Source organism: Tissierella sp. MB52-C2 (assembly GCF_030931715.1).
GTDB lineage: Bacteria > Bacillota > Clostridia > Tissierellales > Tissierellaceae > Tissierella.
Window position 1 is genome coordinate 3,001,097 of sequence record NZ_CP133261.1, and the last position, 16,705, is coordinate 3,017,801.

At 32.9% G+C, this 16,705-nt stretch carries 13 protein-coding genes; 3 read left to right on the forward strand and 10 right to left on the reverse strand.

The features are described from left to right. Positions 1-5: 5 nt before the first annotated feature. Positions 6-1,007: an ABC transporter ATP-binding protein gene (locus tag RBU61_RS15295; RefSeq protein ID WP_308876503.1), complete on the forward strand. Its 1,002-nt coding sequence runs from the start codon at positions 6-8 to the stop codon at positions 1,005-1,007. Beyond that, positions 1,007-1,960 carry an oligopeptide/dipeptide ABC transporter ATP-binding protein gene (locus tag RBU61_RS15300; RefSeq protein ID WP_308876504.1) on the forward strand — a complete coding sequence of 318 codons (954 nt, stop codon included), beginning with the start codon at positions 1,007-1,009 and terminating at the stop codon, positions 1,958-1,960. Before RBU61_RS15295 ends, RBU61_RS15300 begins: the two co-directional genes overlap by 1 nt. A 92-nt stretch (positions 1,961-2,052) precedes the next feature. On the opposite strand, the gene murJ is transcribed toward RBU61_RS15300, so the two are convergent. The 8 genes from murJ to RBU61_RS15340 form a co-directional block, all read right to left on the reverse strand. Then, complete coding sequence (gene murJ, locus RBU61_RS15305) at positions 2,053-3,582, reverse strand: murein biosynthesis integral membrane protein MurJ (protein ID WP_308876505.1); 1,530 nt, start codon at positions 3,580-3,582, stop codon at positions 2,053-2,055. Further along, a complete protein-coding gene (locus tag RBU61_RS15310) occupies positions 3,575-5,605 on the reverse strand; it encodes an EAL domain-containing protein (protein ID WP_308876506.1) in 2,031 nt (676 codons plus the stop codon). The genes murJ and RBU61_RS15310 overlap by 8 nt, the downstream gene beginning before the upstream one ends. 94 nt (positions 5,606-5,699) lie before the next feature. After that, positions 5,700-6,566 carry a protease complex subunit PrcB family protein gene (locus RBU61_RS15315; protein WP_308876507.1) on the reverse strand — a complete coding sequence of 289 codons (867 nt, stop codon included), beginning with the start codon at positions 6,564-6,566 and terminating at the stop codon, positions 5,700-5,702. 140 nt (positions 6,567-6,706) lie between these two features. Beyond that, positions 6,707-7,414 (reverse strand): ABC transporter ATP-binding protein, encoded by a 708-nt coding sequence (locus tag RBU61_RS15320; protein WP_308876508.1) that lies wholly within the window; start codon positions 7,412-7,414, stop codon positions 6,707-6,709. Further along, positions 7,414-8,169 (reverse strand): ABC transporter ATP-binding protein, encoded by a 756-nt coding sequence (locus RBU61_RS15325; RefSeq protein WP_308876509.1) that lies wholly within the window; start codon positions 8,167-8,169, stop codon positions 7,414-7,416. Before RBU61_RS15325 ends, RBU61_RS15320 begins: the two co-directional genes overlap by 1 nt. Then, a complete protein-coding gene (locus RBU61_RS15330) occupies positions 8,156-9,187 on the reverse strand; it encodes a branched-chain amino acid ABC transporter permease (protein ID WP_308876510.1) in 1,032 nt (343 codons plus the stop codon). Before RBU61_RS15330 ends, RBU61_RS15325 begins: the two co-directional genes overlap by 14 nt. 2 nt (positions 9,188-9,189) lie before the next feature. Continuing rightward, positions 9,190-10,083, reverse strand: a complete 894-nt coding sequence (locus RBU61_RS15335; protein ID WP_308876511.1) for a branched-chain amino acid ABC transporter permease — start codon at positions 10,081-10,083, stop codon at positions 9,190-9,192. A gap of 18 nt (positions 10,084-10,101) precedes the next feature. Beyond that, a complete protein-coding gene (locus tag RBU61_RS15340; RefSeq protein ID WP_308876512.1) occupies positions 10,102-11,265 on the reverse strand; it encodes an ABC transporter substrate-binding protein in 1,164 nt (387 codons plus the stop codon). A 267-nt stretch (positions 11,266-11,532) separates the two neighbouring features. Between RBU61_RS15340 and RBU61_RS15345 the strand changes: the two genes are divergently transcribed. Then, on the forward strand, positions 11,533-13,569 hold the full coding sequence (locus tag RBU61_RS15345; RefSeq protein WP_308876513.1) for a methyl-accepting chemotaxis protein: 2,037 nt from the start codon (positions 11,533-11,535) through the stop codon (positions 13,567-13,569). 55 nt (positions 13,570-13,624) lie between these two features. On the opposite strand, the gene RBU61_RS15350 is transcribed toward RBU61_RS15345, so the two are convergent. Together RBU61_RS15350 and RBU61_RS15355 are read right to left on the reverse strand one after the other, a co-directional pair. After that, the gene (locus RBU61_RS15350) at positions 13,625-15,250 is read right to left on the reverse strand and encodes an amidohydrolase (protein WP_308876514.1); all 1,626 of its coding nucleotides are present in this window, start codon (positions 15,248-15,250) and stop codon (positions 13,625-13,627) included. An 89-nt stretch (positions 15,251-15,339) separates the two neighbouring features. Next, positions 15,340-16,704, reverse strand: a complete 1,365-nt coding sequence (locus tag RBU61_RS15355; RefSeq protein WP_308876515.1) for an NCS1 family transporter — start codon at positions 16,702-16,704, stop codon at positions 15,340-15,342. Position 16,705 lies beyond the last annotated feature (1 nt).

The window sequence follows — 16,705 nt, forward strand, 5'->3', positions numbered from 1 at the left end:
GAAAAATGAAAAAACTATTGGAAGTAAAAAATCTATCGGTGTCCTTTAAAACTTTCTTTGGAGAAGTAGAAGCAGTTCGAGATATTAGTTTTAATGTAGGCAGATCTGAAACTGTTGCCATAGTCGGAGAATCAGGTTGCGGAAAAAGTGTTACAGCAAACTCTATAATGCAGCTACTCCCAATGCCACCTGCCTTCTTTAAAAGCGGAGAAATAATATTTAACGAAACAAATTTATTAGATAAATCAGATAAGGAAATGGAAATCGTTCGTGGAAATGAGATATCCATGATATTTCAAGATCCTATGACCTCTCTAAATCCCACTATGAAGGTTGGAAAACAGATTGTAGAAGGTCTAATAAGACATCAGAGATTATCTAAATCAGAAGCAAAAAAGAAAGCCGTAGAAATGTTAAACTTAGTGGCAGTACCTGAACCCGAAAAAAGAGCTCAACAATATCCACATGAGTTTTCAGGTGGTATGAGGCAAAGAGTTATGATAGCCTTGGCCATGGTATCTACCCCAAAGCTACTAATAGCCGATGAACCCACTACAGCCCTTGATGTCACTGTACAAGCACAAATACTAGAACTTATGAAGGAAATCCAAAATAAATTAGATATGGCAATTATTTTAATCACCCATGATCTAGGAGTTGTGGCAGATATGAGTGACAAGGTAATAGTCATGTATGCAGGACAAATTTTAGAAGAAGGTTTAACTGAAGAAATATTTAAAAGTCCTAGTCATCCATATACAAAGAAACTTCTTGCCTCAGTTCCAAGTTTAAACATGTCTAGAGATGAGCCGCTTCACTCCATAGATGGAACACCACCAGACCTTTATATTCCACCCCAAGGCTGCTCCTTCTATGATAGATGTGAAAATGCCATGAAAATATGTAAGGAATATATGCCTGAATTTCATGTCCATAGCCCAACACATAAAAGCCGTTGTTGGCTAGATCATCCCATGGCGAAAACTTCTGAAAGGAGTGACGACTAATGGTTGAACCATTAATCTCTGCAAGAAATATAAAAAAACACTTTGATGTAAAGGAAGGAAAACTTAAGGCTGTAGATGGACTTACCTTTGATATATATCCAGGTGAAACCTTTGGATTAGTTGGAGAGTCTGGCTGTGGAAAGTCTACTGCTGGTAGAACTATCATAAGATTGTATGACCCTACAGACGGACAATTAATATTTAATGGAAAAAATATATATGACCTTTCTAGAAGTGAAATGAGAGAAGTGAGAAAAAACTTCCAAATGATATTTCAGGACCCTTATGCATCCTTAAATCCTCGAATGACTGTGGAAGATATAGTAGCAGAACCTCTAGATATACACAAAGCCTATGAAAATAAGGAAGAACGTAGGGAAAGAGTAATAGAGTTGCTTAAATTAGTAGGACTAAATGAAGAACACGCCATGCGTTTTCCCCATGAATTCTCTGGAGGTCAAAGACAGAGAATAGGAATTGCAAGAGCCTTGGCATTGAATCCAAAATTCATAGTATGTGATGAGCCTATATCCGCCTTAGACGTATCTATTCAAGCACAGGTAGTCAATCTATTGAAGGAATTGCAAATACAATTTGGTCTTACTTATTTATTTATCGCCCATGACTTATCAATGGTAAGGTATATTTCAGATAGAGTTGGAGTAATGTACTTAGGCCATATGATGGAGGTTGCCAGTTCAGAAGAACTATATGAAAATCCACTACATCCTTATACAAGAGCTCTACTATCAGCCATACCAATACCAGATCCAGATATACAAAGAAACAGAAAAAGAATAATGCTCCATGGAGACGTACCAAGTCCAATCAATATAAAAGAAGGCTGTAGATTTGTAGATAGATGCGATTATGCTCTAGATATATGTAAAAAACAAACACCAAGTTTTGAAGAAAGAAGAAAAGGACATTTCGTAGCCTGCCATAATTTATAGTGAATAGTTATGGAAGCTTTGAATGAATTCAAAACTATCTAACAAAAGACCTTAAATCTTCGATTTAAGGTCTTTTAACTCTTCACTATTCACTATCTTTTAAATATCATTCCAAGTTCCTTTACCTTAAAGACTATACAAAGTCCAAAGTAAACTGCTGCTCCTATAGCTACAGATCCTAATAATAATCCCATTTGTATTATCTTTGTAGTTCCTATAATTGCTCCTAGCTTATAATATATTAAATACACTACTATTCCCATAACTAAAGAGGCTGCTAGAGTCTTTCCAAAGCATAATAAGTATTTAAATAATCCTATTGGTCCTATTTTGTTTCTCAAAGATATAAATAACATAATTGTAGTTACTGTAGCCGATATACTAGTTGCTAAGGCTAATCCTACATGACCCATTGGTTCTATAAGGATTAAGTTTAATACTAAATTTATGACTACTGCTATGACTCCATTTATCATAGGTGTTTTTGTATCCTGTAATGAATAATATACTCTATTTAACATTAGCCTAAGGGATGCACCTATAAGCCCTATGGAATAAAATATAAGAGCCTGACTTGTCATATAGGTTGCCAGCTCGTCAAAAGCATTCCTCTCAAAAAATAAATACACCATAGGCTCTGCTAATATAAACAATCCAATTGTTGCAGGAACAGTTACAATAAGTATAATATTGATTCCTTGTCCTAATATTTCCTTTACCTTTTCATTATTATTTTGTGAAAAGGCTTGAGATAGCATTGGAAATATTACTGTAGTTATGGCCATTATAAATACTGCTATGACCATATCGTTAATCTTTGAGGCATAGTTTAAGGCAGATATACTTCCTTCTATTAATCCTGATGCCAAAGTTTTGTCTATGATTATATTTATCTGCTGAACTGCCGATCCAATTAAAACTGGACCTATAAGTACCATTGCCCTTTTTAAATATCGATCTCTTAAATTTATATTTAAACTATACCTATATCCCATATGGTGAACTGCAGGTACTAGGATTAAAAACTGTAAAAGAGCTGCTATTACAGATACTATCATTAGAGTAACTATATTAGCTTCCTTTGCAAGGAAAAATAAGTAAAATAAAAATACGAAATTATATGGAAGTCCAGATATAGCAGGAGGTCCAAAGATTTGACTACTATTAAGCAGCCCTGAAAATACATAGTTAAGCCCTAAAAGTACTGCTATGGGAAGACCTATTCTATTTAATTTTACAGCTAAATCAAATTGTTCCCCTTCAAATCCACTAGCTAAAACTTTAATTATCAGTGGAGAAAATATATATCCAAATATTACTATAACTACGGTAATTATAAGGACTAGATTCAGTATATTATTTAAATATTTTAATTTACCTTTTCTACCATATTTCTCATCTATTTCAGAGAATATAGGTATTAATGTAGTGTTTAAAGCCGCTCCCAAAGTAGACATTATAATTACTGTAGCAGTCATAGCTACAAAATAAGTATCTGTTTCCTTACCAGAACCAAATTTATTAGCAATCATAACTTCCCTAATGAAGCCTAAACCCTTCGACATCAATGTAAATATGGAAATCATCAGTGCATTTCCTGCAATTTCTCGTTTTTTACTCATGGTTAGTCACCTTTTTATCGTTTAATAGTATTTCTTCAAATGATTTTGCTTCTAATGGTTCAGCTAAATAATACCCTTGACCATAATCACATCTTACTTCTGAAAGAATATGTCTCTGTTCTTCAGTTTCTATACCTTCCGCTGTTATTTTAAGCCCTAAGGTATGGGCCAATTCTATTATGGATTTAACTATTACCGCTTCTTCACTATGTCTCTCCATGGTTCTAATAAACTCTCTATCCATTTTTACATTGTGAATAGGAAGTCTTTTTAATTGAGCCAAGGAAGAATATCCTGTCCCAAAATCATCTAAGGATATTCCTATACCTAATTCTTCTAATTTAGTTAAAACCTTTATGGATCCATCTATATTATCCATAAAAGAAGTTTCTGTAATCTCCAATATTATTTCATCAGGTCTTAGATTATATTTCTCTAATAGTTCTTCTATTTCATCATCTATATTTCTATTTACTAAAGATTTACTTGAAATATTTAAAGATAATTTAATATGGGAATACCCCTTATTATTCCAAATCATCTTTTGACTAAGTCCCATTTTAAGAACTAAAGAAGTCACATCAAAAATTTGTCCTGTTTCCTCTATAAGTGGTATATATTCTAAGGGTGGTATATATCCTCTTTCTGGATGGAACCATCTAAGCAGAGCTTCTGCTCCATAAACAGTGTTTTTTTCTATATCTATAATAGGTTGATAGTAAAGGCTAAATTGCTCCTCCTCTATGGCTTTTCTTATTTGATTTACCATAAATGTATTTTCAACTATCCTTTTACCCATTTCATATTCATAGAAGGCATAACCATTTTTGCCCTTATTTTTCATATGATACATTGCCATATTGGAATATCTCATTAGTTGAGAAAAATTGTCTCCATCATTGGGATATATGGATATTCCTATACTTGCTGACACAATAAATTCCTCTTTATCAATTTGCCAAGGTTCTTGAATTTCTTGTAATATTTTCTCTGTTTTAAATTTTATATCTTCCCTATCCTTTATATCATATAGAATGATAGCATATTCATCTTCACTTAATTTATATAGATAGTTTTTATCTTCTTTAAATTCTCCAAGTACAGCCGATATATGAACTAACAGCTCGTCCCCTAGATCATGTCCCAAAGCGTCATTAATCTGTCTAAAATTATCTATATCTATATATAAAAGTGATAACTTTGCCTTATTGACCCTTGCTTCTTCCAGTAACCTTTCCCCTTCAGTTTTGAACATACTCTTATTTGGAAGCCCTGTTAAAGCGTCGAAATATGCTAAGTCCTTTAACTTCTTTACCAGTTTTTTCTGTTCTGTTATATCAGTACCAAAGGAAATTATTTGCACTACATTTTTATCATTATCATAGACAGGACAATCTGTCCATATAAACTCTAGAAGTTTTCCTTCCTTAGAAGTCCATCTATCTCCTATACTATTTTTAAGGGATTTCCCCGTTTTAATATATTTAATAAGCCCTTCAACTTTAGACTTATCTTCTTCAAATAAAAATAAATCTATCCAGCTCCTACCAATTAATTCTTCTTCCTTATATCCTGTGATTTCCTCTCCATAGGGATTAAAGCTTGTGATTCTTCCTTCTAAATCCCAAGTAAATATCACGATAGCAGAATTTTTCAATATATTATCAGATAGATTTTTTTCATCATTCAATTTTCCTTCTATCTCTATAAGTTCTCTCTTAGTTGTATCTAATTTCTCCATGTTTTTATGTAAAATAGTGGTTATATCTTTCATCTTATTTAATCTTTTATAGATTAAGAAGTATATTATAATAGTAGTTATAAATATGAAACCCAACCCATTATAAAACTGTATAGAATTATAGGTCTCCAACTTATTATTTCTATATAAAAACAAATGGGACAAATATATCCCCGCAGAGCCTAGGACTAAATATATAATAGAAATCCTTAGGGATTCTCTTTGGGGTGATAAATATTTTAAATCCAATAAGTCTTTTAAGTCTTTTTCATCTATTTCCACACTATACCCCCTATCTATATTGAAGTATATTAATTGTATCAAATTTTTTTCTTAGTGTCACTAATATTACCATTATATATGAAAGAAAAGCAATCTATATGCGAAATAGATTGCTTTCTAAACCAATTATATTGAAAATATATGGTGGAGTCATTAGTTTGTCCTTTGGAATCTCTATAGTCATAGTCTTATAAGTTATAACCTGAAGTTGCATCATTCCTTCTTTTGGTGGTTTAATATCTAAGTATATTTTATAGCCCTCTCTTCCATTGACTATTTTCCCAACATCAAGGGAGTATCCTGGAGTTGGGAACTCCTTGGTAATGGTGACTAGTACCTTATCATTGTCTTCCTTTACTATTACCGATTCCTGATTATTATAAGACTCAACTATGCCTGATACATTAAATGATACCTCTCTTATTCCTCTCATTTCTTCCAAGACTCCTTTCAGCCTTTGTAAGATTATTATGGATTCTATCTTTGTTAATTCTTTATCTGGCATAAATATAGTATCTGAAACACCATAGATAATCTTCAAATTAAATAGTACTCCTAATAATTCTATGCTTTCTTTATTCATTGTATTAATATCTTTGAAAGGAAGTTCTTCTTTTTTGTCTATTATATTCTCTAATTCAGTTAATCTTTTACCAATGATTTCTACTGCTTCTTTTCTAGTTAAAATTCCGTCTACTATGGTACTATTTGTAAATTCAAAATCATAATCCTTAAAAAGTGAAGCTACTGAAAGGGCAAAATCCTTTCTAGACATGTCTTCATCTGGTTCAAATTTGCTGAAGTTATCCTTAGCAAAATAGGGAAAATAATAAGAAATGAATTCCTTATCTACTAAATCCTTAGCCCAATGATTACTTAACCTATCCTCCATAGTAGCAAAAGATGTAGTACTAGTTAGAATAATAATTACTAATAGTAGTGAAGATATAATTCTTTTCATATACTTACCTCCTCTGTTTGAATTGACAATTTTTAGTTATTTATATTATACCCTAATAAAGTAAGAAAGAGGTTACATTACTATTACAAATGCAATAATTCCGATTTTTGAAGCCAGGCTTCAAAAATCGGAGTTATTCATTATTCACTGCCTAAATATGCTTCCTTCACCTTAGTATTATTTAGTAGTTCTTCTCCCTTTCCTTCTAGTACTAAAGATCCTGTTTCTAATACATAGGCATAGTCTGCTATTTCTAAAGCTTTCTTTGCATTTTGTTCTACTAATAGAATTGTATTTCCCTGACTGTGTATCTCCTTTATAATGTCAAATATATCTTTAACTAGCAGTGGTGCCAAACCTAAAGATGGTTCATCTAACATCAATACCTTTGGTCTTATCATCATGGCTCTTCCCACTGCTAACATTTGTTGTTCTCCACCAGATAAGGTTCCTGATTTTTGCCACGATCTTTCCTTAAGCCTTGGGAATAAATTGTATACTTTTTGTATATCTTCATTTATACCAACTTTATCCTTCCTTGTATATGCTCCTAGAATAAGGTTTTCTTCTACAGTAAGGTTGGCAAATACCCTTCTTCCCTCTGGAGATAAGACTATGCCCTTTTTAACTATTTCCATGGTTTTCAGATTAGTTAGATCCTCACTATCATACTCTACTATACCTTGCTCCTTCTTTACTAAATTCATAATCGCTCTAAGGGTAGAAGATTTTCCTGCTCCATTGGCACCTATTAGAGTAACTATTTTATTTTCTGATATATCAATATTAATTCCCCTCAAGGCCTTAATTCCACCATAGCTGACATGAAGGTTTTTTATACTTAGCATTAATCCACCCCCAGATATGCTTCTATAACTTTAGAATCATTTTGGATTTCTTCTGGACTTCCCTCTGCAATTAGAGTTCCATGATCTAGTACATATATTTTCTCACAGATTCCCATGACGACCTCCATATGATGTTCTATTAAAAATATGGTTAAATCAAATTCCTTCTTGATCTGAGAAATAAACTCCATTAATTCTTGGGTTTCCTGAGGGTTCATTCCTGCGGCGGGTTCATCTAAAAGTAATAGCTTAGGATCTGTAGCCAAAGCTCTAGCTATTTCAAGCCGTCTTTGTTTTCCATAGGGTAGAGAAAATGCCTTTTCGTTTCTTTCCTCATATAAACCTACCTTCTCAAGAAGATAATTGGATTTTTCCAACATCTCTTTTTCTTCTTTATTATAATTTGGTAGTCTTAGGACAGAAGAAAATATACCTGATTTTAACCTTAAATGTCCTCCTATAAATACATTGTCCAAAACAGACAATTCCTTAAACAATCGTATATTTTGAAAAGTTCTACATACTCCAAGATATGCTATTTCATCTGGTCTTAAGGTGGATATTAGTTTTTCATTAAATAAAACCTGTCCCTCTGTAGGCTTATATACTCCTGTAACTACGTTAAACACTGTGGTCTTTCCAGCACCATTAGGCCCTATTAAACCTACTATCTGCCCTTTATCTATATTTGCTGCGAAATTATTTACAGCCACTACTCCACCAAATTTCATAGTTACATTATTAATTTTTAGCATATCTACCCCTCACTTTCTCTAGGGCATTTTTCATAAATCCGTCCTTTTTAAATATAACCACCAACATCAAAATTAAAGAAAACACTACCATTCTAAGACCTGGCAACGCTGGTGTTATAGTAAATCCTAAGTTCATAGGCTCATCTAAGAATCTTAGAGCCTCCATGGCTACAGTTATAACTATGGCAGATACTACATTTCCGTTTATATTACCCATGCCACCTAATACTACCATCAATAGAATATTAAAAGTTAAGGCAAATTTAAATTGAGTTGGATCTATAGTTCCCAAAGAAGTAGCCAAAAGCCCTCCACCAATTCCTGCCAAAAATGAGCCTATGGTAAAGCTAAGTACCTTATGCTTAAATAGATTAATTCCCATGGATCTTGCTGCAATTTCATCTTCACGAATTGCTTTAAATGCCTTACCATAACTGCTTTTCATAAGGAACTTCATAAATACAATAACAAGTATGGCTATTCCCCATGACCACAAAAGATTAGGCTTTTGATTTATAGTAAGCTTTGGTATACCCTTAAGTCCAAGAGAACCATTAGTTATGGTTTGAAGATTGACTATTAAAATTCTAATTATCTCTGAAAAACCTAAAGTAGCAATGGCTAAATAGTCATCTGTTAATTTAAGCACTGGTGCACCAATTAAAAAACCAAATAATGCAGCAAATAATCCACCTATTATTAAAGCCAATATAAATGGAAGATTAAGATTTAATAAAAATGGCATCATTGGTTTCATATAAAAATTCATTTCCTTAGTGGCTACAGGCATAGTGAGAATTGCCACAGTATAAGCACCTATTGCCATAAATCCTGCATGACCTAAAGAAAATAGCCCTGTAAAACCATTGATTAAGTTCATACTTAAAGCTAGGACTACATAAATTCCACAAAGGTTTATAATGGTAACTTTATAATTATCTAGAAAGATATTCATAAAGACTAATACTACAAGAATTACTGCAATTAAGATTATATTAAAAATAGTATTTTTCTTCATGGCTACACCTTCTCCGCTATTTTTTCTCCCATTAAACCTGTTGGTTTCACCAGGAGTATAATAATAAGTAATACAAAGGCAAATGCATCTCTATATCCTGTTAAACTCGGTAAAAATGCTATAAGAAGTATTTCTCCAAGACCTAAAATAAATCCACCAAGAACAGCACCTGATATACTTCCTATTCCACCTATAACTGCTGCTATAAAGCATTTCAGTCCAGGCAATACACCCATATGTGGCATAAGTTGAGGGTATTTTATTCCCCACATAATACCACCTACTGCTGCTAAAAATGAACCTATAAAGAAAGTAATAGATATAGTATTGTTAATATCTATACCCATAAGACTTGCAGCTTCATAGTCCTTAGATAAAGCTCTCATTGCCATTCCTGTCCTTGTTTTTTGGATAAAAAAGTTTAAGACAACTAAAAGAATTACTGTAACTATTGGGATTATAAAATTGACTAAGGCCACAGAAACTTCTCCAATATTTATCACCTTATTGAATACTTCAGGAGTAGGGAAAGCCTTTGGCCTTCCCCCAAATAATAATACTCCTAAGTTTTGTAATAAAAATGATGCACCTATGGCAGATATAAGAACAGTAATCCTAGGTGAACCTCTTAAAGGTTTGTAAGCAAGTCTCTCTAAAATTACTCCCAAAATTCCAGTAATTATTGAAACAAGGATAAATACTATATACCAAGGTATGGAAGTGTATGTTAGACCATAAAAAGCTAAATAGGTACCAAGCATAAAAACATCTCCATGGGCAAAGTTAATAAGCCTTAATATCCCATAAACCATAGTATATCCAATGGCAATCAGAGCATAAAGACTCCCCAAAGAAATACCATTTGCCATATGTTGTAGGAATTCTTGTACGCTCATAGTTCTTCCTCCATAGTTTTATTTTATTGGTTCTACTGTAGTTAAATAAACAAATTTACCATTTTCAACTTTATTGATAACAGCTGATTTAACAGCATCACCATTTTCATCTAAAGAAATATTTCCTGTTGCCCCTACGAAACCATCAGTAGCTGCAATTTTATCTCTTATAAGAACTGGATTAGCTTCTCCTGCTTTTTCTATAGCTTCTATAATAACCATATATGCATCATAGCCTAAAGCTGCAAATGCATTGGCATCTTTATTATACTTCTTTGTATATTCTTCTAAGAAAGACTTAGAAACATCAGTAACTGGGGATTCTGCTGTAAAGTGAGTACTATATACTGCACCTTCTACTGCTTCTCCACCTATTTCTATAAATTCTGGGGCTTCCCAAGTATCTCCACCAAGAATTGGTACAGTAATACCTAGTTCTCTTGCTTGTTTAATTAGTAATGCTGACTCTCCATAGTTTCCTGGAGCAAATATTACATCTGGATTAAGGGATTTTATATTGGTAAGTTGGGCTGAGAAATCTTGATCTCCTGTATTATAGGATGATTCCCCTACTATGGAAGATTCTGAACCAGTTAATTCTATAAATGCCTTTTTAAAATATGAGGAAAGTCCAACTGAATAGTCTTGTTGTACGTCTTGGATTATGGCAGCTTTCTTCGCACTTAAATCATTAAATGCATAGTTAGCCATAACTGTACCTTGGAATGGATCTATGAAACATACTCTAAAATAATAATCATTGTTTAAAGTTACAAGAGGGTTAGTAGGTGAACAACCTACTGCTGGAACCTTTGCAGTCTTAACTATATCTCCTGCAGCCATGGATAATGAACTGCCATAACTACCTATAATGGCAACTACCTTATCCTTGTCTACAAGACGAGAAGCTGCATTGGCTGCCTCAACCTTGTCAGATTTATTGTCTACTATAACTAAATCTACTTTTTTGCCTAAAACTGTACTTACCTTTTCATTGGCAAGTTTGATACCTTCTACAGTCATTTCTCCGCCTGCTGCGTTAGCACCTGTCATAGGCTCAAATACACCTATTTTGATTACATTACTTGAATCTGGACTAGATGTTTCCTTAGTACTGCATCCTGATAAAACCGATAATACTAAAACTGCTGACAAAACAAATAACAATACCTTTTTCTTCATAAAAATTCCTCCTTTTTTAAATTAAAACCAATTAAAATTTTGTAGGAGTCATACTGTCAAAGTTTCATGGTAATAGTATACTACTGGAACTTCTTAAAGTCAATAAATTCTATATCTTCAAATAATTCCAAATAATTAAATCTCCCTTTAATAATTGTAATAACTATTATAATTATAATTATATTTAGAATTTTACGTTTTATGTGACTTTGTGGTAAATTTGGTATATAATTGTTTTAATACAATTTTATTCAGGGAGTGAGGAATTTGATTAAAAAAAAAGAGACAAGCAAAAGCATAAGTACTGCTTTAATAGTAACTGTTAGTTCAGTAATCATTGCTATTTCTGTTGCAGTAAGCAGCACAGCTTATATGATTGGAAAGAATTCCTTAATGAAAACTACCCACGAGTTATTACTTAATAAGGCAGTAGATTCAGCAAGCATTGTAAATGAGCGAATAAGGAATTATACTATTTCCATTGAACCCTTGGGCAATCTAGAGATTTTAGGAAACCCTGAAGTATCTTGGGAAGAAAAGCTTAGTCTCCTCAGGACAGAAAAAGATCGATTAAAACTTTCTGGCATTGGTATTGCTGATACAAGGGGAAATTTAATTTTAGATGATAATGTAGAATTAGATGTACATGATGCTGAGTATTTTAAGGCCTCAAATGGGGGTAATTCTTTTTTCTCAGAACCCTTTTATAGAAATGAATCAAAAAATGTAGATATCGCCATATCTGTACCCCTTAAATATGAAAAAACAATAGTAGGTTCAATCATTGCTTTTAAAGATGCAGATGAATTCTATAAAATTGCCAGCGACATACATATAGGAGAAAGTGGTTTTGCTTATATATTAGACAGAAATATAGATGTTATATCTCATCCCACCGTAGTGTCAGGTGCCACTATAGGAAATGGGTCCAGTATAAATTTTAGCTCTCTAATAGATAGAGTATCTATAGATTCCAGACCATCAGTGGAAAAAGTAATAGAAGATATATCTAAAAATAAAGTTGGTATAAGCAGCTACAATGAAAACGGTGAAACTATACATTTAGGCTATGCCCCTATTACTTCTAAGAATTGGAGTATTGTTGTAAATACTACAGAAAAGGATATATTAGAGGGGTTAAATTCATTAAAACATACTTTGTTGTTAATAGGAGCTGTATCCTTAGGTATTGGCCTTGTTTTATCCTATTTTTCCAGTAAAAAGATAACCAGTAGAATCATGGATATAAGTCAAAAGACTAAAAATCTATCTAATCTTGATTTAAGCTTTACCATAGACGATAAATCATTGAATAGGAAAGATGAAATTGGATTAATGGCTCGGTCTATTCAAAGGGTAATAGACAGTATCAAAACCTTTGCCTTAGAAACTCAAAACTCCTCAGAATCCTTAGCTGCATCATCAGAGGAATTGGCAGCTATTACACAGGAATCATCAGCTGTATCTACCTCTATATCTGAAACAGCCAATGAAATCTCTAACAAATCTCAAGTTCAATTGGAAGAAATGCTTAATATATCAAATATGATAGATAACATACAAGAACAATTTGGACTAGCACTAGATGAAAGTAATTCTGTAGAAGACCTTAATGAAAAGGCTTTGGTTAGTATAGAAGAAGGTAAAATCGTAGTAGATGAAGTAACACACCAAATGAGTAATATTAAATCTAGTACCTATAGGGTAAAATCCTCCCTAGAAAATATAAGCAACAGTTCTAAGCAAATGGATGATATTCTTGTAGTTATACAGGGTATAGCAGAACAGACTAATTTACTTGCTCTAAATGCGGCCATAGAAGCTGCAAGAGCAGGAGAAGCAGGTAGAGGTTTTTCAGTAGTTGCAGGTGAAATAAGAAAACTTGCAGAACAGACTAAAAACTCCACATCTGAAATAGGAGAAATCATTACACATAACCATGATTTAATCATAGGTGCAAATGAAAATATGGAGTTTAGCAATAAAGAAGTAGAAAAAGGTATAGATAAAGTCAATGATACAAAAAAAACCTTTGATTATATAGCAGAAGTCATAGGAGATATGAATTTAGCAATGTCAAAGGCAATAGATGCCATTGGTAATGTTTCCAATAGTGTAGAAGAAGCTGTTAGTTCCATAGAACAATCTGAGTCCATATCGAAGGAAGTAACAGAACAAATCCATAATATATCAAAAGCTACAGAAGAACAAATGACATCTATGGAACAAATCACCTCATCAACAGAGGAATTAGCAAGTCTAGCTGATTCTCTACAGGGAATCTTAAGAAATATAAAACTTTAATAAATAAATTAAATAACTCCGATTTTTGAAGCCTGGCTTCAAAAATCGGAGTTATTTATATCTCATATACTATTTTTCCACCAAGGATAGTCATATGAACATCTACATCTTTTATCTTATCTTCATCTATATGGAAAACATCCTCTGATAGTACAACCATATCTGCAAGCTTACCTACTTCCAATGATCCCTTTATATCTTCTTCAAAGGAAGCATATGCTCCTCCCATGGTATAACCATATACAGCTTCTTCTACTGTTAGGCTTTGCTCAGGCAGCCAGCCACCCTTAGGATTCCCATCTAAATCCTTCCTTGTGACAGCTTCATATATTCCCTTCATTACATTAAATATCTCCACAGGGCTATCGGACCCACAGGCTATGGATACTCCTTTATTTACCATGGTCCTCCAATTATATGAAGTCTTTTCTCTTTCTTCTCCAACTCTATCCTTTACAATCTTCCAATCATAATCTAAGAATATAGGTTGAATATAAGCAATAGCATTTAATTCTTCAAATTTATTTAATAGATATTCATCTGTTATTTGACAGTGGACTATTCCATGGCGATGATCGTCCTTTGGACTATTATTTAATGACTTCTCTATTGATTCAAATGCCATATACATGGCTTTATCACCTATGCCATGTATGGCTACTTGTATATTATTTCTATGAGCTAAATCCACTAAATCATCTAATTCTCCTTGAGTAGCTGTAGTAATCCCCCTAGTAGTAGGATCATCTGAATAGGGTTCTACTAATGCTGCAGTTCTAGCCCCTAGGGAGCCATCTATTAATAATTTTAATGGACCTATTTTAAATAAATTATCTCTCATGGAAGTTCTATAGCCCTTTTCTATGAATGTCTCTAATTTATCCAGACTTGGCAGCAAACATTGCTCATATATCCTAACATTTAATCTATCTTCATTTTTTAATTCTCCATATGCCTTCAAAATATTTTCATAATTTCTATCAGGTAATGCCTCAAAATCATCAGTACCCACAGAGGTAATACCTACTTTATTCATATCTTTTATTGCATTTATCATCATATTTTTTATTTCTTCCACCATAGGAGTCGGTAGATTATCATAAATTAGTCCAACAGCATTCTCTCTAAATACACCTGTAGGTTCCCCATTTTCGTCTAAATCGAAGTGTCCACCTTCCACTTGTTCAGTAGACTTCCCTATATTTAATAGCTTCAAAGCCTTAGTATTTACCGCTACTACATGACCGCAGGCCCTTGTGACTACTATAGGGTTTTCAGTAGATATTTTGTCTAAGTCATATCTGGTGGGAAACCTTTTTTCTCCTATGAAATAATCTTGATTCCACCCTCTGCCTCTTATCCATTTACCTTCTTCTATTTGATTTTCTTCAATAAATTTAACTACTCTTTCATTTAATTCTTCTAAGGTAGATGCACCGATTAAATTTACTTGAGTTAAGGCATAACCATAGTTTACTAAATGCATATGACTATCGTTAAAACCTGGCAATAGAGCTTTGCCATTTAAATCATGGATTATTGTATTATCTCTTTTTAACTTTAATATTTGTTCAGTACTGCCAATAGCCTTTATTATATTATTTTTTATGGCTATGGCTTCAGCTACAGTTCTATTTTCATCCATGGTATAGATTTTTCCATTGATTAAAATTAAGTCCATTAAACCCCCTCCTTATATAATTATATTATACTATAATAAAATAAAAAATAACTCCGATTTCTGGTGCCAGGCACCAGAAATCGGAGTTATTATTCAAATATAGTTCCTTTTCTAAATGGAGCAGCTTTCTTCATATTTTTCATTAGGAAATAATACAATAATCCTGTTGGTAATAAACTTGCATACCATGATATTTGAACAAAGAATAGGGATACTATTGAACCACCAATTATTGCTATAACTCCAGCCCAGTTTATTCCTTTAAAAGCTCCATCTGCATTATAATAATCATTTAAGTTTAATTTTCTCTTTCTAATGATAAAATAATCTACTACAAGTACTGCAAATATAGGTCCTAAGAACGCTGAATATATTTGAACGAATAATGACAATCCACCCGCTGATTCTGGTCTTACTAGCAACCATGGGAATGTACATATAGATAAAATTCCAACTAAAATCGCGGATTTCTTATAAGATATATGGAATGTATCCATAAGTACATAAACAGGAGGAACTATATTGTTTAGTACATTTGTTGTAACTTGTGCAAATGCAACAAATAGAAGTGTCATAATTGTTAGAAACTGATTATCCATAGCAGTTGAAAATACAGCTACTGGATCATTATTACCTGTTGCGCCCGAAACCATAAGTCCAATTAATCCCATAAATAATGTAGCTGGAAGAATAGACAACCAATAAAGGCTACCTGTCATAAATGGTTTAGTCTCTCTTTTTAACTCTCTAGAGTAGTCAGAACCATTTAAAATCATAGTAGAATAGATACCTAGAAAAGCTGTAGTTCCACCCCAGAATGGCAATCCCCATGTACCTTCAATATTAGTTATAGTAGCCGCTACTTCTACCCCATATTTTGTATATACAGTATAAAACATATATCCAAGAGTTCCTAATATAAAGAATACAGCTATATTTTCCAGCCATTTGATTCCGTGGAATCCATTTATAGCTAGAATAACTTGTAATGCAGTGAAAAGAACAAATACTACTGGTAAATTGTCAAATCCTGTTAAAGTTTTTAAACTTACGTTTATAGCACCGGCACCTACCCAAGATTGAAATCCAAACCAAACAATTGCAGGTATTCCTCTAAGAAAACCTGGAATCTTAACACCTTTAAAACCAAAAGAGCTTCTAGCTTGAACAGTAAAAGGTATCCCATATTTATGTCCAGCAGATCCTGATAATACAAGTGCAATAGCTATAACAGAGCATCCAATTGCCATAGCAAGAATTGCTTGAGTTAAATTTAAAACTCCAATCAAACTAGCTCCCATGGAAAAAGTTCCTATGGAAACACATCCTCCTAGGAAAGTTGCTAGATAAGAAAGATTATCCATTATTCTTTCTTTCGTTGGTAATAGTTCTGGCTTAGCCCTCTCCACATATTCCTGATTCAATTCACTCATCTCATGCTCGATTGTAGGCATT